The sequence below is a fragment of the Microbacterium sp. BWT-B31 genome (assembly GCF_041379855.1).
Lineage (GTDB): Bacteria > Actinomycetota > Actinomycetes > Actinomycetales > Microbacteriaceae > Microbacterium.
Genome location: NZ_JBFECU010000001.1, coordinates 208,546 through 227,306 on the forward strand (window position 1 = coordinate 208,546; position 18,761 = coordinate 227,306).

Sequence of the window (18,761 nt, forward strand, 5' to 3'; positions counted from 1 at the left end):
CTGAGCGCCTTGCGGCGCTCAGCCCCAGATGCTCGCCACGATCGCCGAGGTGTAGCCCGACGGCGCGAGGTTCGAGAAGCGGGTGTCGATGAGCACGTCGTCGCGCCAGAACAGCGTGCGCCCGTCGGTGACCGGGTAGGTGGCGTTGGGCCAGGTCTTCTCGCAGCGGGTGCCGCCGTCGGGCGTGTAGCAGGTGAAGCCCTCGGCGGTGACGAGTTGGTTGAGCATGTCCAGCGCAGGCCCGCGTGACCTGTACTCGATCTTCGTGACCAGCCCCGTGGTGTCGGCCCCGGGGTCGGCCCATACGCACACCAGGCTGCCGTCGGGCTGCACGCCGGACGGGCCGAACGCCGGGTCGTTGAGCGGGATGCCTTCGAGCTGTGCGAGCACCGCGGCATCGACCATCGCGCGGCAGTCGTCGGGGATGGTCGCCCGTACCGCGGCGGTGGCGCTGGGCGACGGGTCGGGCGCGGCGGTGATCGACTCGTGCGGCAGCGCCGTGGGCGCCGGGTTCGGGCCCGCGGACGGGGCCGCGGGCGTCTCGGACGCGCACGCCGCCAGCAGCCCCAGTGCAAGCAGCGCCGATGCCGCCGCCCCCGCCGTGCGCAGTCCTGGCCGCCGCGCGGCGCGCGGCCCCGCGGTGCGGCGGCGGTCCTCGGCAGGTTCTGGTCGTGGGTGTCGCATGCGCTCACCCTAGGGGCGCGCCTGCGGCGCGGTCAGCGTGGCGCGCGCATTTCGCGGCACGCCTGCGCGTCGCGGCGCACGCGGCGCGTTACCCTCGCGGTGCGGAATGTCCCCCGCGTGAGGAGTCCGGCCGCCATGAGTGAGCCCACGAACACCAGCGGCGACCCCGTCGCCGAGGAGCGTCACGACGTCGACGACGTCGTCGGGAGCGTGAACGAGAGCCTCGCGGATGCCGAGGCCGCCGGCCGTGGCGCGGTCGCCGCGCCCGCGCCCGAGGCACCGCAGTCCACGCCCGAGGCCGCGACGATCGAGGCCGCGACGATCGAGTCCGAGACGGCCGGGGCAGAGCCTGCGGCCGAGCCCGCTCGCGCCGCGGAGGAGACGATCGCATACGACGCGGCCGCTTCGCACAGCGACGCCGCCACCACCGCGTACCCCGTCGAGGCCGAGACGACCGCGTACGACGCGCCGACCACCGCCTACGACGAGTACGTGCCGACCGCTGTGGTGGCGCCCAGCGAGCCGGTCGCCGACGCGGGCGTGGCCGTCGCGTCGGTCGCGCCCATCTTCGTGCAGGCGCCCGAGCCGCCCACGCCTCGCGGCAACCGTGCCGCCGCCGGCGCGATCGGCCTCCTCGCGGCGCTGTCGTTCGGGGTCCTGTACCTCGGGGCGTGGCTGGGCATCGGGGCCGTGAACGGCGAGGTGACCGCCGACAACGTGGGCACGGCGGCCGTGGACGCGCTGCAGACGTGGTCGCTGTGGGTGCCGATCGTCGTGTTCTACCTCGCGTTCTGGCTGCTGGGGGCGATGATCAACCGCGGCCGGTGGGGCGTGTGGGTGGTCGTGGGCGTGCTGGTGGGGCTTGCCGGCTACGGCGGGCACCTGCTCGGCCAGCTCTTCCAGGCGCCGTTCTGGCTGCTGACGGCGCGCGAGGGCCTCGCCCTGGTCGAGTCGCAGCTGTTCGCCCCGCTCGCGGTGTTCGCGTTCGTGTTCGCGCGCGAGCTGACGATCTGGTTCGGCGCGTGGGCGTCGGCGCGGGGCCGCAAGGTCGCCGAGCTCAACAACGCGGCCCAGTTCGAGTACGAGCGCACGCTCGAGGCGGGTCCGACGCTCGTCCGACAGTGAGCGCGGGCACGCCTGGCACACCGGGCCCGTCGCAGGGCGGCCCGGTGCGCAAGCCCGTCGCCGTCGTCTTCGCGACGATCGCGTATGTCGCGCTCGAGATCGCGGGGCTCGGGATGACGAGCCTGCTGCTCGACGAGGACGTGATCGCGGCATCCGATCTCGGGCCCCTGCCTGGTGTCGTCGGCACCTGCCTCGCGACCGTCGTGTTCGTCGTCGGGCTCGCGCTGTCGCTGCGTCCGGCGAGGGCGTCGTTCTGGGGCGCGCTGTGGACAGCGCTGGCCACGGCCCTCGCGTACGTCGCGGGTGCGGGGCTGGGAGCGCTGCTGGCTGGCTCGGGTCTCGCAGTGGCGGCAGCCGCGGCCGGCCGCATCGTCACCGGCTGGTTCGGCGTGGTCGTGCTCGTGTCAGCCTTCGTCTCGGCGTGGGGCGGCATCGCCCTCACGCGCACCCGGGCGCATCGCCCCCAGTGGCCGTGGGAGCAGCAGTGACGCCGGGGACGAGGCATCCGTGCCCGCACCCGGCGCTTGGCGAGCATCCGACGCCGGCGAACAGGCGTGCAGCGGCGCTGGGGCGACTACTTTAGGAGCATGCAGGAGCGGTCGTTGGAGACCCGCGTGAGCCAGGCGGTGGACGCCTGGCTGCGGTGGCTGCCCCGGTGGGAGCCCTCCACGCACCGCGGGCGCGTGGCCCCATGCCGTCGCTGCTTCGGTTCGCCGGTGCTGTCGGCCGCGGGCCTGGGGACCGATGTGCCGCACGGCGTGCAGCACGGGCTCTCGACCCGCATCAAGACGATCGTCGACCAGTCGGTCGCCGACTACACCGCACGCAACCTCCCGATGCTGCAGTCCGAGCTCGACCAGCAGGCCGCGCGCAACCGTGCGCGCACCTACCGACCCGCCGAAGACCTCGACCCCGAGTTCGAGGGGCTGCCGCTGGATCCCGAGCCGACGCCCGGAGCCCCCTTCCTCTTCACGATCGCGGGCCTGGCCGAAGAGGCCGACGCCGACGTGCCCGCCCTTCCGCCGCTCAGCGACGAGGCGAAGGCGGCGCTGCGCCAGGAGGTGGGGCTCGCCGACGATTACGCGAACATGGTCGGGCGCGAGGTGTGCACGATCCTGCTGCACCACCGCCTGCGCATCCAGGCGGCCGTCACCCAGTACGTCGAGCCGCAGATCGAGGCGATGCTCGCCGACCTGACCCGCTCGCTGGACGCGCCGTTCGACCCGCACGAACCGGAAGACGCTGCGGGACCGGACTGACCCACCCCGGCGGCCGCGTGTCACGAACACGCGATCGGAGGGGGTTTTGATCCGGTTTTGTTAGCATGGCCGGGTTTGCTGTCGGACGCGGCACCTGTTGCACTGTCGAATCGCCGCGAAGGAGGAGTTGCCATGGCCACGCGGCTCCCCTCGGCACCTCCGATCCTTCCCGGGCTCGCCTACATCCGCCCGCTCGGCTCCGGCGGCTTCGCCGACGTGTTCCTCTACGAGCAGGACATGCCGCGGCGCGACGTCGCCGTGAAGGTGCTGCCCAGCGACGTGCGCGATCCTGAGCTGCGGCGCATGTTCAACGCCGAGGCGGACGTGCTCGCGCACCTCTCGGCGCATCCGTCCATCGTGACCGTCTATCAGGCGAGCATCTCGGCCGACGGCCGCCCGTACATCGTCATGGAGTACTGCCCGGGCTCGCTCGCGCAGCGGTATCGCGTCGAGCGGCTCCCGGTCGACGAGGTGCTCGCGATCGGGGTGCGCATGGCCAGCGCGCTCGAGTCCGCGCACCGCGCGGGCCTCATCCACCGCGACGTGAAGCCGAGCAACATCCTCATCACGACGTTCGGCACCCCGGTGCTCGCCGACTTCGGCATCTCGGCGTCGCTGCAGCGCAAGAGCGGGGGCGAGGTCGTGGCGATGTCGATCCCGTGGAGCGCGCCCGAGGTGGTGGCCGAGGGCACGTCGGGCACCGTGGCGAGCGAGGTGTGGAGCCTCGGCGCGACGGTGTACTCGCTGCTGGCCGGGCACAGCCCGTTCGAGCGGCGCGAGCGCGGGCAGAACACGAAGGATCTGCTGCGGCGGCGCATCGCGCGCGCGACGTACGTCGAGATCCCGCGCGCCGACGTCCCGGAGGCGCTGCAGCGGGTGCTCGCGGCGTCGATGAGCCGCGACCCGGCCAAGCGCTACGAGTCGGCGCGCGCGTTCGGCGACGCGCTGCGCGAGGTGCAGGCGGGTCTCGGGCTGTCTCCGACGCCTCTCGAGGTTCCGAATGCCGAGTGGTCGCCGGCATCGGCCCCCGTGGACTTCTCGGACTCGGCGCTGCGCGGGCCGGCTCGTTCACAGGTCGAGCGCGAGCGCACGCGCAAGACGCGCAGCGGATCCGGGGTCGCGGCGCTCGCGCGCGACGAGGACACCGAGATCTCGGCTCCCGCGCGCCGCCGCGCCCGCGTGCTGCCGTGGGTCGTCGGCATCGGCGCGGGCGTCGTCGTCGGCGCCGCAGCCGTGATCGGCACGCTCTTGGCCGTCGGGGGGCTGGGGTGAGGCGCGGGACGCTGATCGGCCTCGGCGCGGCGGGCGCGGTCGTGGCATCCGTCATCGCCGTCAGCGTCGTGTGGCCGGGGCTCGACGCGCAGGAGACTCCGAGCGTGGATTCGGCGGTGTGGGCGCTGCAGACCGGTGACGGCCGCCGCTACGCGCGCGTGAACACCGCCGTCGGCGAACTCGACACGGTCCGCAGCATCAGCAACCCCGACCAGGTGGTGCAGACCGACGACGCCGCGTATCTGTTCAGCGGCAGCTTCAGCACTCTCACCCGCATCGACGAGGCGTCGCCGGTGAACCTCGACGAGGACGCCCTGCAGACCTCGCAGAAGACCCCTTCCGGCACGATCGACGTCGTCACCGCGGGGGACTTCGTCGCCTATCTGACCGACTCCGGCGCCGTGTACGCGGGGCGGCTGTCGGCCGGTGGCGCCGCGAAGCTGGATCCGTTCCCGTCGGGCGACGAGAACGCGCCCCAGTACACGGCCGAGGCGATCGCCGTCAACGCGCGCGGCATGCTGTTCGCGTACTCGCGCGCCGACCGCTCAGTGCTGCGCTACGACATCCGCCAGCAGCAGGTCCGCGGGCGCGATCCGCTCGACGTCGACGGACTCGCTTCGCCGGCGATCACCGCCGCGGGCGACATGTGGGCGGTCGTCGACACCGAGGACGCCGACGTGTGGCTGCGGGGGCAGGATGCCTCGACCCGCGCCCCGCTCGGCGGAGCCGTGCGGGTGGGCGCTCCAAGCACCGGCGGCTCGAGCGTGTACCTCGTCGACGACAGATCGCTGGTGAGCGTGCCGGTCGACGGCGCCGCGATGCAGACTCGCGTGGGAGGCGAGGCGGGGCCTGTGCTCGGCGAGCCCGCCCAGCCGATCGCGCACGAGGGCCAGACCTACGCCGCCTGGCTCGGGCAGGGCGATGACGGGGGAGTGCTGTGGCGGTCGGGCGACGGAGTCGAGGTGCCGCTGGACTACGACGGCGAGGCTCTGCCTGACCAGCGTCGGCCCGCGTTCGTCGCGAGCCAGTCGGCGATGATCCTCAACGAGACGCGGTCGGGGTGGGCGTGGTCGGTGCCCGACGGGAAGCTGATCCCGTCGAGCCAGGACTGGCGACTGGACGACCGCACGGATCCGGACGCGGTGCCCTCGGAGGAGCAGCTGCAGGTGGTGCTCGACCCGAAGCCCCCGATCGCCGAGCCGGACGCGTTCGGCGTGCGCGCGGGCGCGCTGGCGACGCTTCCGGTGCTGCTGAACGACCACGACCCGAACGAGGACGTCCTCACGATCGATCCCGACTCGGTGTCGGGCCTGGACCCGGCGTTCGGCACGGTGACGATCACCGACGACGGCCAGCGGTTCGCGGTGAAGGTCGCGCCGGACGCCCACGGGTCGGCGGTGTTCGAGTACGCCGTCACGGACGGTACCGCGGTGGGGGGGCTGCGCTCGCCGCCGACGACGGTGACGCTCTCTCTGGCCGGGTCGTCGGCCGAGTCCGCACCGGAGTGGTGCGGTGTGGAGCGGTGCCTCGTGCAGTGGCCGCAGCCCGAGGTCGCCGTCGGCGGCACAGTGACCGTGCCGGTGCTCGACGGCTGGGTCGACCCCGAGGGCGATCCGCTGCTGCTGCTGTCGGTGCACAACACGACCGGCATCGGGAGCGTCGCGGCGACCCCCGGCGGCGAGGTCGTCTATCAGCACAGCGACGACGGCGTCGCGGGGGAGCAGACCGTCGAGCTGGCCGTGACGGTGTCCGACACGCAGGGCCAGACCGCGGTGAAGAACCTCATGGTGACGGTCTCGCCGCAGCCGAAGCTCGCGGTGCAGTCGTTCGCGGTGACCGACACGGTCGCGTCGGGACTGACGGTCGACGTGGAAGGCCACGTCACCGGCACCGCCGGGGCCCTGTCGCTGGATTCGGTGCGCGTGCTCGACGACGCTGCGGCGAGTGCGACCGTCGTGGGCGGCTCGACCTCGTTCGACTTCTCGGCGAGCGATCCCGGCACGTTCCGCGTCGACTTCACCGTGACCGACGGCACGAGCGAGGCCACCGGGACGGTGCGGATCACCCTGCTGCCCGCCGACGCCCCGGCGCAGTTGGCGACCTCGCCGGTGGTGGCCTTCGTGCACCCGCAGCAGGATGCGACGCTCCAGGTCTTCGACGCCGTCGCCAACCCCACGCGGCGCGTGCTGCTGCTCAGCGACGTGGTGGCTCGTGCCGACGACGGCGCGACGCTGTCGGTGGATGCCGTGGGTCAGAACCACCTGCGGGTGTCGGGCTCGACCGCCGACGGCAGTCCGGGGCGGCTGGGCACCGTGTCGTACCTCGTCAGCGACGGCACCGAGGACTCGGGCTCGTCGGTCGAGGGCGAGGCCACGGTGTACCTGCTGCCGCCCGCGCCCGAGCTCGCGCCCATCGCGGTCGATGACACGGTCGTGGTGCGCGCGGGCGCCCAGATCGACATCCCTGTGCTCGACAACGACATCTCTCCGTCGGGCGGACGCCCCACGCTCAATCCTGCGTCAGTCGCCTCGTCCACGCCCGACGCGCTGGCCTTCGCCTCCGGCGACCTGCTGCGCTACCTCGCACCGAGCGAGCCGGGAGAGTACGGCATCGACTACACCGTCTTCACGACCGGTGCGCCCTCGCTCGCGGATGCCGCGACCGTGCGCGTGCGCGTGATCGACGACGACGCGAACCGCGCTCCCGCCGCGGACCGGCTCGAAGGCCGGGTGCTCAGCGGCCAGGCGGTGCTGATCGGGTTCGACGGGTTCGGGATGGACCCCGACGGCGATGTCGTCACCCTCGACCGGATCGTCGCCCAGCCTGAGCGCGGAGCGGCGACGATCTCGGCCGACGGCGCGGGCATCCTCTACACCAGTGTCGCGGGCGACAAGGGTCAGGTGTCGTTCCGGTACCGCGTCGTGGACTCCTTCGGCGAGGCCGCCGAGGGGACGGTGCGGGTGGGCGTGCTCGACAGCGAGGCCAACCCGAGCCCGATCACCTACACCGACTACGTGCAGGTGCAGGCCGGCGCGGGCAACACGATCCGCGTGAGCCCGCTGTCCAACGACGTCGACCCGACCATGGGGACGCTCACGATCACCGACATCCGGCCCGACGTGCCGACCTCGCTGATCGACGGCAGCCCCAACCCCGAGTACGAGCGCCTGAGCGACCGCATTCTGGACAGGGATGACGCGACCGTCGTGATCTCGGCGGGTGACACGCCTGCCACGATGTCGTTCCTCTACGACATCGAGTCGTCCTCGGGGAACACCGGCCGGGGCCTGGTCGTGGTCAAGGTCGTGCGCGAGAGCGTGCCGGACTATCCGGTCGTGGCCGACACGAACCTGACCGTCGAGACGCGCGACGACTTCCCGCGCGGGGTCGACGTTCTCGCCGACAAGGTGACCTGGTCGGGCGGAAACGTGTCGACGCTGAAGGTGTCGCTGTGGGGCGACCCCGCCGGAGTGTCGGTGAACGGTTCCGAGCTGCGCGGCGACCTGCCCAAGAAGACCCGCCTGATCCCCTTCGCGGTCACCGGCGAGGGCGCGTCGGGGGAGGTCGTCTCGTACGGGTTCCTGCGCGTGCCGGGCGACGACGATCTCGCGCTGACGCTGCGCGCGAGCGCGGCCGCTCCCGAGGTGACGGAGCTGGAGTCCACGACGTTCGACATGACCGCCTTCGTTGCCCGACCCCGCGGCAGCAGCATCGAGGTGGGCGCCGAGGCGAAGGCATCCGGTGCCCGCGCGGAGGGCGCCTGCGCGGTCGACGAAGGCACCAGGATCCGCTACGACGCGGGCGCCGGCGCGCCGTGGGTCGACGCGTGCCAGGTGCCGGTGCGCCTGGTCGGCACGAAGGACTGGACGTACCTGTCGGTGCCGATCGCGGTGCACCCGCGCGATCCGCAGCCGGAGCTGCGCCCCGCGTCGATCACGGTCGGCCCGGGAGAGACGGCGACCTTCGATCTGCGGAACATGACCACGTGGCAGCTGCGGGCCGACTGGGAGGGCATCGTCTACCACACTGAGCACGCTTCCGGCGCCTTCGAGGTCGTGCAGGAGGGCTCGGAGCTGACCGTGACCGGCGAGGACCGCGCGGTGCCGGGCAGCGAGGAGGTCGTGGTGGTGTCGGTCACCAGCCACACGGCGGTGACCCCTGCACGGCTCATCCTGCGCGTGGGCGCCGCGCCGTCGACGCTGCCCCAGGGCGGATCGGTCGTGCAGCAGTGCTCGCAGGCGACCGGATCCTCGTGCGCGATCGGCGTCGTGGGCGTCGGCGGCGAGGTCAACCCGCTGCCGCGCACGCCGCTCGAGGTCATCGAGGTGCGGGCGACCGGCGCGTGCGTGGGGGTCGACTTCGCGGTGGCCTCGGCGACGTCGATCACGGCGACGTGGACGGCGGATGCCCCGGGCGCGACGTGCACCGCCTCGTTCTCGGTGCGCGACGCGCAGGGCCGCGTCACGAACTCCGAGCGCGACGGACGGGTGCTGCTCGATCTGCAGGGCTACCCCAGAGCTCCCGCGAGCGTCCGGCAGGTGGCGTACGCGAACGACAGCGTGACGCTGCGCGTGGATCCCGGTGACGCGCGGCTGGCGTACCCCGCGCTCACGGGCTTCGTGATCCGCCAGGACGGGCAGGAGGTCGTTCGTTGCGACGCCGACGGGGCGTGCCCGCCGTTCGTCGCGCCCAACGGGCAGCTGCGCACCTACGAGGCGTGGGCGGTGAACGCCGTGGGCGAGTCCAAGACGAGCGCGCGCGCGGAGGCGTGGGCGTACGACCCGCCTCGTGCGCCGGCGAGCGTCACGGCCGAACCTGTCGTCACCGGCGACGAGCAGGGCGGTTTCGTGTCGCTCGTGATCGACGGCGTCGACCCTGGGGCGACCGGCAGCCTCGAGATCGCGAGCCAGACCGGCGAGACCGTGCGCGTGCAGGTCGGCGGCGACGAGACGAGCCTGGTCGTGCCCTCGTACCGGATCGGCACGAACCTCGCGACCGAGGTCACGGTGACCGCGTTCTCGCGGTTCGAGATCCCGCAGGGTCTTCCCGGATCGACGTCGGGCGGGATCTACCGGCTGCTCGCGAACGGGATCGGCGCGCCCTTGGCGCCGCAGCTGACGCTGAGTGCGGTGTCGAACGGCGACGACACCGCGACGATCACCGCGATCGCCTCTTCGCAGCGCAACGGCGACGGCTCGTCGCTGCGGTACGGCATCGTCCCGGAGGGTCAGTCCTGCGTGGTCGCCGCGGGGGGCTCGCAGGCGACGTTCACTGTTCCGGACGGCGAGGAGTACACGTTCCGCGTCTGCGTCGAGTCCTACTACGGCGACAGGTCGTTCGGCCGGGCAGAGACGACCCAGCGGGTGCAGGCCCAGCAGTCCGGCATGGCGCCGAGGGGCTACACGTTCGCGGTGGATGCCACCCCGAACGTGAACGGGCAGCGCGCGGACTGGGTCATCCGCGCCGAGCCGACCAGCTCCGAGCGGATCCCGAACCGCAACCACCTCGACTGGAGCGGCTGGGGCCCCTCAACGACGGTGTTCGGCCAGGATCCGGGCATCCAGGTGCGCTACGTCCACGACTGGTGGGGAACGGCGACCCCGTGGTCGACGGTCCTTCCCCGCGCCGGAAGCGCGCCGTACCAGGTGCAGGCGACGTGGGATCTTCCCGCGTGCGTCGGCGGCGGTGCGCTCGCCCCGCGCGGCCGCTCCTCGAACGCGCCAGACGGCTCCTCTGCGAAGTTCTCGTTCGCCAAAGACGACCTCGTCTACTACGACAAGCACGACCGCGTGCTGCCGCACGCCGACGGAACGTGGGATGTCCCCGTCGGCGCCGTCCGGGTCGAGGGCATCGGCGTCTCGGTGAACTGGGACGCCCAGGGCTGGGGCCTGGCGCCGGTGTCGACCTCGTTCGCCGCGTCGTGCCAGCCGAACGATCCCCCGCCGCCGCCCGCCGATCCCGATCCCGACCCCGATCCGGATCCCGATCCGGATCCCGATCCGGATCCCGCGCCCGCGCCCTGAGGCGTCGGCATCCGGCCATCACACCCGCCATCACGACCCCGAGGACGACGACATGACCATCACGCAGGAGCAGGCCGACTGGTTCGCGCGGACGTTCAGCCAGCTCGCCGACAACGTCGAGCGTGCTGTGCTCGGCAAGCGTCATGTGGTCGAACTCGTCCTCACCGCGATGCTCAGCGACGGCCACGTGCTGCTCGAGGACGTGCCCGGAACGGGCAAGACCTCGCTCGCGCGGGCGATGGCGCAGTCGGTCCAGGGCACGAACACGCGCATCCAGTTCACGCCCGACCTGCTGCCGGGCGACATCACGGGCCTCAGCGTGTACGACCAGAAGGAGGGCGTGTTCGAGTTTCACGCGGGACCCGTCTTCGCCAACATCGTGCTCGCTGACGAGATCAACCGCGCGAGCCCGAAGACGCAGTCGGCGCTGCTGGAGGTGATGGAGGAGGGGCGCGTCACGATCGACGGCGTCTCGCGAGAGGTCGGCGTGCCGTTCCTGGTGATCGCGACGCAGAACCCGGTGGAGCAGGCCGGCACCTACCGTCTTCCCGAGGCGCAGCTCGACCGCTTCATGATGCGAACGTCGCTCGGCTACCCCGACCATGCCGCGACCGTGCGCATCCTCGACGGCGCGGCCGTCGCCACGACGCGCCTGACCCCCATCATCACGCCGCAGGCCATGGTCGGCATGGCCGATCTCGCCGGCCAGGTGTACGTCGACGCGCTCGTGCTCGATTACATCGCGCGGCTCGTGGAGGGCACCCGCACGGCCGACGAGGTGCGGCTGGGTGTCAGCATCCGCGGGGCCCTCGCTCTGTCCCGTGCCGTCCGCACCCGTGCGGCGTCGCAGGGGCGCACGTATGCGACCCCCGACGACGTCAAGACGCTCGCCGTGCCGGTGCTGTCGCACCGCCTGATTCTGCACCCCGAGGCCGAGTTCGACGGGGTCACGCAGGAGACCGTGGTCGGGCAGGTGCTGCTCGATGTCGTGCCGCCCTCGAAACGCGAACCAGTATGAGCGCCGCCGAGTCGAGGCTCGCCCGCACCGTCCAGTCCACCGGCGCCATCGGGCGCAGCGGGGGGACCGAGCGCACGCACGTCACCTCGACGAGCGTGGGTCCGTCGCGCCGAGGCCGTGCGTTCGTGCGTGCGGCGGTGTGGGGCACGGCCGCGTGGCGGACCGCCGGCTCGCGAGTGGCCACGGCCGCGGAGTGGACCGCCGCGACCATCCGCCCGGCCGGTGCCCTCGTCGTGCTGGCCGCGACGGCGGGTCTCGTGCTCGGAATGGTGTTCGGATGGATGGAGTGGATGGTCGCCGGCGCGGCATCGGTGCTTCTGCTCCTCGCGGCGGTGCCGTTCTTGTTCGGCGTGCGCTCGTACGACGTCGAGCTGACCCTCGCGCACGAGCGTGTCGTGGCCGGCGGCGACCTCTCGGGCGAGATCGTCGTGCGAAACGGCGGCCACCGGCTGTCGCTGCCGGGGCGCATCGACATTCCGGTGGGTGCGGGGCTGGTCGAGTTCGGGGTGCCGCTGCTGCGGCCCGGGCACACGATCGCGCAGCCGCTGGAGATCCCCGGGCTGCGTCGCGGCATCGTGACGGTGGGTCCCGCCACGACGGTGCGCAGCGACCCGATCGGGCTGCTGCGCCGCGAGAACGCGTTCGACGACGTGCATGAGGTGTACGTGCACCCGCGCACCACGGGACTGCCCTCGACGAGCGCAGGGCTCATCCGCGACCTCGAGGGCAGCCCCACGCGACGCCTGGTCGATTCCGACATGTCGTTCCACGCGATCCGCGAGTACGCGCCGGGGGATTCCCGCCGCCAGATCCATTGGAAGTCGACCGCCAAGACCGGCCGGCTCATGGTGCGCCAGTACGAGGAGTCGCGGCGATCGCGCATGGCTGTGGTGCTCGGCGTCGCCGAGGCCGAGTACCTCGACGCCGACGAGTTCGAGCTCGCCGTCTCGTGCGCCGCGTCGCTGGGGCTTCGTGCCGTGCACGACGCGCGCGACGTGCAGATCGTGGTCGGATCAGAGATCCCGCGTGTGGTGCGCGGGCGCCTGCGCGCCATCCGCCGCATCCCGGCGAGCGCGCCGCGACCGATGCTCGACGAGTTCAGCGGCGTCGAACTGCTCGAGAACACGATGCCCGTCGGCGAGGTGTGCCGCCTCACCGCGGAGTCGACGCAGCAGCTTTCGATCGCGTTCGTCGTGGCGGGCTCTCGTGTGCCCCTCGCGCGCCTGCAGCACGCGGCGCTGTCGTTCTCGGCCGACACCGCGGTGATCGCCGTCATCTGCGACGAGCGCGCGCATCCGCGTATGCAGACGCTGTCGGCCATGACTGTGCTCACCGTCGGCCTCATCGACGACCTGTCCGGTCTTCTGCTTCGCGGGGCGACCTCGTGAGCGCCGGAGCGGGCGCCGGGCGGGGAACGGATGCGGCGGCATCCGTCGCCGACGCGCACACGCGCGTTCCCTGGATCGTGCCGCGCGTGGCCGCCGGCGCCGCGTTCACGGTGATCGTGGTGGCCGCCGCGGCGCTCGCGGCGTGGCCGATCCACCGGTCGGGCTCCTTCGTGCTGCTGGTGGCCGGGGGAGCGCTCGCCGGAGGCGCCATCGCCGCCGTGGCGCACCGGCGCCGCTGGAACGGGGCGATCGTGGCCGGGGTCGTGGCCGCCGCGATGCTGATCCTCGGCGTGCCGCTCGCGGTGCCGTCGCGGCTGGGCGGCGTGCCCGATCTGCTGCGCGGGCTCGTCGAACTCGGCAACGGCGTCGTGTTCGGCTGGAAGGACCTCGTGACCGTCGAGCTGCCGGTGGGCTCGTACCGCAACCTGCTGGTGCCGGCCCTCGTGGTGTTCCTCATCGGAACCTGCCTCGTGCTTGTCCTGTCGTGGCGCGAGGAGCGCTGGGCGTACGCCGCCGTGCCCGTCGCGCTCGGCATGGTGTCGTTCGGCCTGTTCTTCGGCCGCACGTCGGTGAGCTCCCCGCTCGTGGTCGGCCCGGTCATGCTGCGTGCGCCGGTCGAGACGGCGATCGGCATCGCGGGTCTGCTGGCCTGCATGCTGTGGCTGGCCTGGCGCACGCACGACGAGCGCCTGCGGGCGCTGCAGCGGGCCGCGGCATCCAGCGGTGTGCGCATCTCGCGCCGCACGACCGCCGCAGACCGCCGCCGGCTCGCGCTCGGCGCGGGCATGGTGGTCGGCGCCCTCGCGATCTCGGCTGCGGTGGTGCCGTACGCTGCGCGCGGAGCCGACCGCGAGGTGCTCAGATCGGCGGTCGGGCCCGACATCGACTTCTCGGCCGAGCCGAGCCCGCTCAGCGAGTACCGCGCGCTGTTCGCCGACGGGCGCGCGGAATCCGTGCTGTTCACGGTCACCCCGGTCGAGGGGGCTCTGCCCGACCGTGTGCGGATCGCGACGCTGGACGCGTACGACGGCGAGGTGTTCCGCTCGGGCGGCGAGGGCGCCGCCGACGCGGGCCGCTTCGTGCGCGTGCCTTCGGCCCTCGACGCGGGCCCCGGCGCCGAGGTCGCGGTGCAGGTGCGCATCGAGGCCTGGGACCGCATCTGGATGCCCACGGTCGGCCGTCTCGAGGACGTCGAGTTCCACGGCGGCCGGGCGGCGTCGCTCGAGGACCGCTTCTACTACAACGCGGCAGCCTCCGCCGCGGTGCACACCGTGGGGGGCGGTCTTGCCGAGGGCGACGCGTACCTCACGCGCGGCGTCGTGCCCGAGATTCCGGTCCTCGACGAGATCGACGCCCCGGGGAGCCCGGGGGGCGTGCCGGTGCCCGACAGCCTGCGCGCGTGGATGGACGAGAACGGCGCGGGCTCGGGCGGTGCCGAGCTGGCCGGGCTCGTGGCGCTGCTGCGCGAACGCGGGTACCTCAGCCACGGGCTCATGGTCGGCGACACCGCGCCCGAGTGGACCCTGGCACTCGGGGACTACTCGTTCCAGCCGAGCGCGTCCGGGCACTCGCTCGCGCGCATCGACACGATGTTCTCGCGCCTGCTCGAGCGCGAGAGCGATCCGCGGGCCGAGGCATCCGACAACTACGTCGCCGCGATCGGCGACGACGAGCAGTTCGCGGTCGCCGTGGCGCTGATGGCGCGCGAGCTGGGGTTCCCGTCGCGGGTGGTGCTCGGGGCGCGGCTGGAGGCCGCCGAGCCCGGGCTCGCGGTGTGCGAGGCGGGCCGGTGCCGCGCCGAGGATCTCACGGCGTGGACCGAGGTGCAGTCCGCCGACGGCGACTGGATCCCGATCGACGTGACACCCCAGTACGCGCAGTCCCCGAGTCTCGACGTGACCGAGCAGCGCGACCCCGAGAACGTCACCGAGGTGCGCCCCGACTCGGTCGAAGAGGTCGTGCCGCCGGATCCGACGCAGGAGGACTCCGCCGCGGGCCGGGATGACGCGCCGGATGCCGCACTCGATCTGGCCTGGCTGTGGCCGGTGCTGCGGTTGGGGGGCATAGCGCTCATCGTGCTCGCGCTGGCGGTCGGACCGTTCCTGGCGATCGTGTGGATGAAGGCGGCCCGGCGTCGCGGCCGCCGCCGCGGCGGAGCGCCGCAGGAGCGCATCGCCGGCGGCTGGGACGAGTACGTCGACGCCGCCGTCGATCAGGGCCGCCCGGCGCCTGCGTCGCTGACCCGCAGCGAGCTCGCCGCCGCCTTCGCGACGCCCGCCGGGGCGACCCTCGCACGGGAGGCGGACCGCGCCGTCTTCTCGCCCGCCGACCTGACGCCCGAGGACGCCGAGCGGTTCTGGTCGGTCGTCGAGGCCGAGCGCCGCGAGCTGCGCCGCGAAAACGGATTCTGGCGCGGGCTGCGCGCGACCGTATCTTTGACATCACTGCTGCGACCGCTGGCGCCCGCACGGGGCGCCCGCACGAGAACAACCGAGAGGGGGCGACGCCGGTTCGAGGCCGTGCGTCCCACGTCATGAACAACGATGCCACCGCGTCCATCCTCGGTCCGCTGCTGGGCCTGTTCCTGTGGGCAGGCGTGTACGTCTGGGCGTCGGCCGCGCTGGCCGCGGTCTTCCGCAAATGCGGTGTCGAGCCGTGGAAGGCGTGGGTGCCCATCCTCAACTCGGTCGTGCTGGTGCAGCTGGTGGGGTACTCGCCGTGGCTGCTGCTGCTGGGCCTCCTGCCGGTCATCAACGTGATCGCGATGATCGTGCTGTTCTCGATGGTGCTGTACCGCCTCAACGTCGTGTTCGGGTACGGCGCCGGCATGACCGTCGTGGGCGTGGTGGCGTTTCCCATCTGGGCATCCGTCGTCGGCTGGGGCAGCGCGCGCTGGATCGGACGGGCGCCGGATGCCTCGGCCCGTGCGTCCTTCGCGGTGGACCGCGCCTCGACCGAGGCGGCCGCGGGCCTGCCGCCGCTGCCCCGGTTCCCGGCCCCCGCCTCGCCGCCCGGCTACCCGGCGGGCGGGCGGACCGGCGCACTTCCGCCCGCCGCCGCGGGCTTCGTCCCGGCCGCGGCCGCGGGCTTCGCGCCGCCCGCGTCGTCCCTTCCGCCGATGCCGCACCACGGCGCGGGCGCGTCCGCGCCGGGCGCCGTGCCCCCCGCCCCCGCGGGCGTGTACGGCGGGACGCTTCCCGTGATGCCTCCGCGCCCTCCGGCGCCCCCCGCCGCTCCCGCCCCGGCCGTGCCGGTCGCCGCAGCCCCCGCGGGGGTGCCCGCCCCCGCCGTCGCGTCCGACGACACCGTCGACGTCGAGACGAGCACCGCCGCCTGGACGCCCCCGGTCGCCCCGGGAAGGCCCGTCTCGGCGGCCCCGGCGGCGCCGGCGTTCGATGAGAGGGATCCGTGGCAGGGCTTCGTGCTCGACACGACCGACAAGACCGGCGAGGTGACCGGTGCCGTGGCGGGGGCGCCCGCGCCGATCTCGGCGGTGCCCTCCGCGCCCGCGGCTGGGCCCACGCGCCCCGAGGCTCCGGGCGGTGCGTCAGCGACGCGTGGAGAGGGCGGGGGGACCGTCGCGCCGCCCACCGCGGCGGTCGGCGCTCGCCGGCGCTCGGAGGCCGACGAGGCCGACGAGGCACCCCGCCTGGAAGACATCACGCGACCGCCCGTGACGCGGGTGCCGCTGCCGGTCCCTGCGGCGGACGACCGCGACCCGTGGGCCCCGGCGAGCGAGGCCGACGCGTTCCCCGAGTCGTCGGGGCCGGTCTCGGCGGTCGCCGACGCGCCGTACGCCGGCGCTCCGCGGTCGGCGCGTCTGTCGGTGTCGGCGTTCCACACCAAGCCCGAGATCCCCGACGACGAGGACGTGCTCGAAGAGACGATCATCGCGCGCCGCAAGCGCACCGACTGGACCCTCGTTCCGCCGATCGGCGACCCGGTCGCCCTCACGGCCGAGGTCGTCTTCCTCGGCCGACGTCCGAACGGCGACCCGGCGTTCCCCGGGGCGCAGCTCGTGGCGATCCTGGACGGCACGGTGTCGAAGACCCACGCGCGCCTGCGCCTGCGCGACGGCCGCTGGTGGGTGACCGACCTGCACTCCACCAACGGGGTGCTGTTCACGACCGAGACAGGCGCCGAGGTCGAGGTGCCGCCGGGCGAAGAGGTCGAGGTCGCTGAGCGGTTCCTGCTCGGTGACGCCGAGGTGCAGCTGCAGCGGAGCCAGGAGTGATCGATCCCGACGACGAGCGGACGACCCTCTCGCGTCGAGCGCCGAGCGCGTCCGATTCGGTGACGCTCCCCATGTCGCCTCCGGGCACCGCCGACGCGTCGCCTGGAGCCTCTGGGCGCGTGGGCCCGGCCTCGCCCCTGCCCGACGAGCGCACGGTGGTCGTCTCGCGCTCCGGCGTCCCGTCGGACACCGAGCAGACGATCCCGAGCGCGAAGCGCCCTGCGCGGCGCCCCGGCTCCGAGCCTGCGGGCTCTGTCGGCGCAGAAGACGCCGCGCCTGACCGCGCCGCGCCGGCCGCCTCGAACCGCGTCGCGCAGACGCCGAGCGGGGGAGTCGTGGCGTCGTACCCTCCGCGGCAGGCGCCCCCCGCGACGGCGGTCCGGGCCGGGGTCGAACCGCACGCGCCGCAGCCCGCGGTCGACACGGCCGCCGCCCGCGCGGCGGCGCGGCGGCGGGGCCGGCGGCGCGCGCTGGTCGCGGCCGTCGCGGCAGCGGCTCTCGTGATCATCGCGGTCGTCGTCCTCGTCGCGCTGATGAACGCGGGCTGACACGGCGCTGCGACCGGGTGGCGATACCGGCTCGTTTGCCGCAGTCCCCGATCACGCGTATCATTGACTGGGTGTGCGCATTGCGCGCCGTCCACCGTGCCTCGGCGCGGGAGTCGGCCTGCGGTGCGCCGCATCTCGGGAAACGGTCTGCGAACAGGCCACCCCCACGGCATATCCACCACACAAACGCTCGGCAGGTCTTGCCGCGCGGGTGGATCTGTGGTGAAACCACGAACGCTGTCACCGTGCAGCACCTGTGCGGAGCGAGAGAACCGCACAGCATTACAAGGAGAGAACGTGCCAACCATTCAGCAGTTGGTTCGCAAGGGTCGCACGCCCAAGGTCTCGAAGACCAAGGCGCCCGCCCTGAAGTCGAACCCGCAGCAGGCAGGCGTCTGCACCCGTGTCTACACGACCACGCCCAAGAAGCCGAACTCGGCGATGCGCAAGGTCGCCCGTGTCAAGCTCCGCAACGGCACCGAGGTCACCGCCTACATCCCCGGCGAGGGCCACAACCTGCAGGAGCACTCGCTCGTGCTGGTGCGCGGCGGTCGTGTGAAGGACCTCCCGGGTGTCCGCTACAAGATCGTCCGCGGTGCGCTCGACACCCAGGCCGTCAAGAACCGCAAGCAGGCTCGCAGCCGCTACGGCGCGAAGAAGGGCTGAGAAACATGCCTCGCAAGGGACCCGCCCCGAAGCGCCCCGTCGTCAACGACCCGGTCTACGGCGCTCCGATCGTCAGCCAGCTGGTGAACAAGATCCTCGTCGACGGCAAGAAGTCGCTCGCCGAGTCGATCGTCTACAACGCCCTCAAGGGCGTCGAGGCCAAGAACGGCCAGGACGCCGTCGCCACGCTCAAGAAGGCGCTCGACAACGTGCGCCCGACCCTCGAGGTCAAGTCGCGCCGCGTCGGCGGTTCGACCTACCAGGTGCCGGTCGAGGTCAAGCCTCACCGCGCCAACACGCTGGCACTGCGCTGGCTGGTCAGCTATGCGAAGGGTCGTCGTGAGAAGACGATGACCGAGCGCCTCCAGAACGAGATCCTGGATGCCTCGAACGGCCTGGGCGCCGCGGTCAAGCGCCGCGAGGACACCCACAAGATGGCCGAGTCGAACCGCGCCTTCGCGCACTACCGCTGGTAAGCACCCGCTCATCCCGCCGGCCGGGCCGTCCGCACAACGGACCGCCCGGCCGGCGGAGAGACAGATAA

The 18,761-nt window shown here is 73.0% G+C and carries 13 protein-coding genes; 12 read left to right on the forward strand and 1 reads right to left on the reverse strand.

Going from position 1 to position 18,761, the window contains the following annotated elements; all coding sequences use genetic code 11:
• Positions 1–18: 18 nt before the first annotated feature.
• Complete coding sequence (locus AB1K54_RS00910; protein ID WP_371200811.1) at positions 19–684, reverse strand: hypothetical protein; 666 nt, start codon at positions 682–684, stop codon at positions 19–21.
• 135 nt (positions 685–819) lie between these two features.
• Between AB1K54_RS00910 and AB1K54_RS00915 the strand changes: the two genes are divergently transcribed.
• From AB1K54_RS00915 to rpsG, 12 genes are all read left to right on the forward strand, one after another.
• Positions 820–1,809, forward strand: coding sequence for an ABC transporter (locus tag AB1K54_RS00915; protein ID WP_371200812.1), 990 nt, complete (start codon positions 820–822; stop codon positions 1,807–1,809).
• A gap of 44 nt (positions 1,810–1,853) precedes the next feature.
• Positions 1,854–2,297: a hypothetical protein gene (locus tag AB1K54_RS00920; protein WP_371200813.1), complete on the forward strand. Its 444-nt coding sequence runs from the start codon at positions 1,854–1,856 to the stop codon at positions 2,295–2,297.
• A 99-nt stretch (positions 2,298–2,396) separates the two neighbouring features.
• On the forward strand, positions 2,397–3,068 hold the full coding sequence (locus AB1K54_RS00925; RefSeq protein WP_371200814.1) for a spermidine/putrescine ABC transporter substrate-binding protein: 672 nt from the start codon (positions 2,397–2,399) through the stop codon (positions 3,066–3,068).
• A 132-nt stretch (positions 3,069–3,200) separates the two neighbouring features.
• Positions 3,201–4,340 carry a serine/threonine-protein kinase gene (locus AB1K54_RS00930; RefSeq protein WP_371200815.1) on the forward strand — a complete coding sequence of 380 codons (1,140 nt, stop codon included), beginning with the start codon at positions 3,201–3,203 and terminating at the stop codon, positions 4,338–4,340.
• Positions 4,337–10,363, forward strand: coding sequence for an Ig-like domain-containing protein (locus AB1K54_RS00935; RefSeq protein ID WP_371200816.1), 6,027 nt, complete (start codon positions 4,337–4,339; stop codon positions 10,361–10,363). The genes AB1K54_RS00930 and AB1K54_RS00935 overlap by 4 nt, the downstream gene beginning before the upstream one ends.
• A gap of 52 nt (positions 10,364–10,415) precedes the next feature.
• Positions 10,416–11,381 (forward strand): AAA family ATPase, encoded by a 966-nt coding sequence (locus tag AB1K54_RS00940; RefSeq protein WP_371200817.1) that lies wholly within the window; start codon positions 10,416–10,418, stop codon positions 11,379–11,381.
• Entirely contained in the window at positions 11,378–12,769 is a 1,392-nt protein-coding gene (locus AB1K54_RS00945) for a DUF58 domain-containing protein (protein ID WP_371200818.1), read from the forward strand. The genes AB1K54_RS00940 and AB1K54_RS00945 overlap by 4 nt, the downstream gene beginning before the upstream one ends.
• Positions 12,766–15,306, forward strand: a complete 2,541-nt coding sequence (locus tag AB1K54_RS00950; RefSeq protein ID WP_371200819.1) for a transglutaminase domain-containing protein — start codon at positions 12,766–12,768, stop codon at positions 15,304–15,306. Before AB1K54_RS00945 ends, AB1K54_RS00950 begins: the two co-directional genes overlap by 4 nt.
• Positions 15,303–17,003, forward strand: a complete 1,701-nt coding sequence (locus AB1K54_RS00955) for a DUF5684 domain-containing protein (RefSeq protein WP_371200820.1) — start codon at positions 15,303–15,305, stop codon at positions 17,001–17,003. Before AB1K54_RS00950 ends, AB1K54_RS00955 begins: the two co-directional genes overlap by 4 nt.
• Positions 17,000–17,551, forward strand: a complete 552-nt coding sequence (locus AB1K54_RS00960; protein ID WP_371200821.1) for a hypothetical protein — start codon at positions 17,000–17,002, stop codon at positions 17,549–17,551. Before AB1K54_RS00955 ends, AB1K54_RS00960 begins: the two co-directional genes overlap by 4 nt.
• A gap of 297 nt (positions 17,552–17,848) precedes the next feature.
• Entirely contained in the window at positions 17,849–18,217 is a 369-nt protein-coding gene (gene rpsL, locus AB1K54_RS00965) for a 30S ribosomal protein S12 (protein ID WP_029145644.1), read from the forward strand.
• A 5-nt stretch (positions 18,218–18,222) separates the two neighbouring features.
• A complete protein-coding gene (gene rpsG / locus AB1K54_RS00970; RefSeq protein WP_042538706.1) occupies positions 18,223–18,693 on the forward strand; it encodes a 30S ribosomal protein S7 in 471 nt (156 codons plus the stop codon).
• The last annotated feature ends 68 nt before the right edge of the window (positions 18,694–18,761 follow it).

Excerpts from the sequence above, each read along its gene's own strand:
- AB1K54_RS00910 (WP_371200811.1), bottom strand. The coding sequence starts at position 684 with ATGCGACACCCACGACCAGAACCTGCCGAGGACCGCCGCCGCACCGCG.
- AB1K54_RS00915 (WP_371200812.1), top strand. The coding sequence starts at position 820 with ATGAGTGAGCCCACGAACACCAGCGGCGACCCCGTCGCCGAGGAGCGT.
- AB1K54_RS00925 (WP_371200814.1), top strand. The coding sequence starts at position 2,397 with ATGCAGGAGCGGTCGTTGGAGACCCGCGTGAGCCAGGCGGTGGACGCC.
- AB1K54_RS00930 (WP_371200815.1), top strand. The coding sequence starts at position 3,201 with ATGGCCACGCGGCTCCCCTCGGCACCTCCGATCCTTCCCGGGCTCGCC.
- AB1K54_RS00940 (WP_371200817.1), top strand. The coding sequence starts at position 10,416 with ATGACCATCACGCAGGAGCAGGCCGACTGGTTCGCGCGGACGTTCAGC.
- AB1K54_RS00945 (WP_371200818.1), top strand. The coding sequence starts at position 11,378 with ATGAGCGCCGCCGAGTCGAGGCTCGCCCGCACCGTCCAGTCCACCGGC.
- AB1K54_RS00955 (WP_371200820.1), top strand. The coding sequence starts at position 15,303 with ATGAACAACGATGCCACCGCGTCCATCCTCGGTCCGCTGCTGGGCCTG.
- rpsG (WP_042538706.1), top strand. The coding sequence starts at position 18,223 with ATGCCTCGCAAGGGACCCGCCCCGAAGCGCCCCGTCGTCAACGACCCG.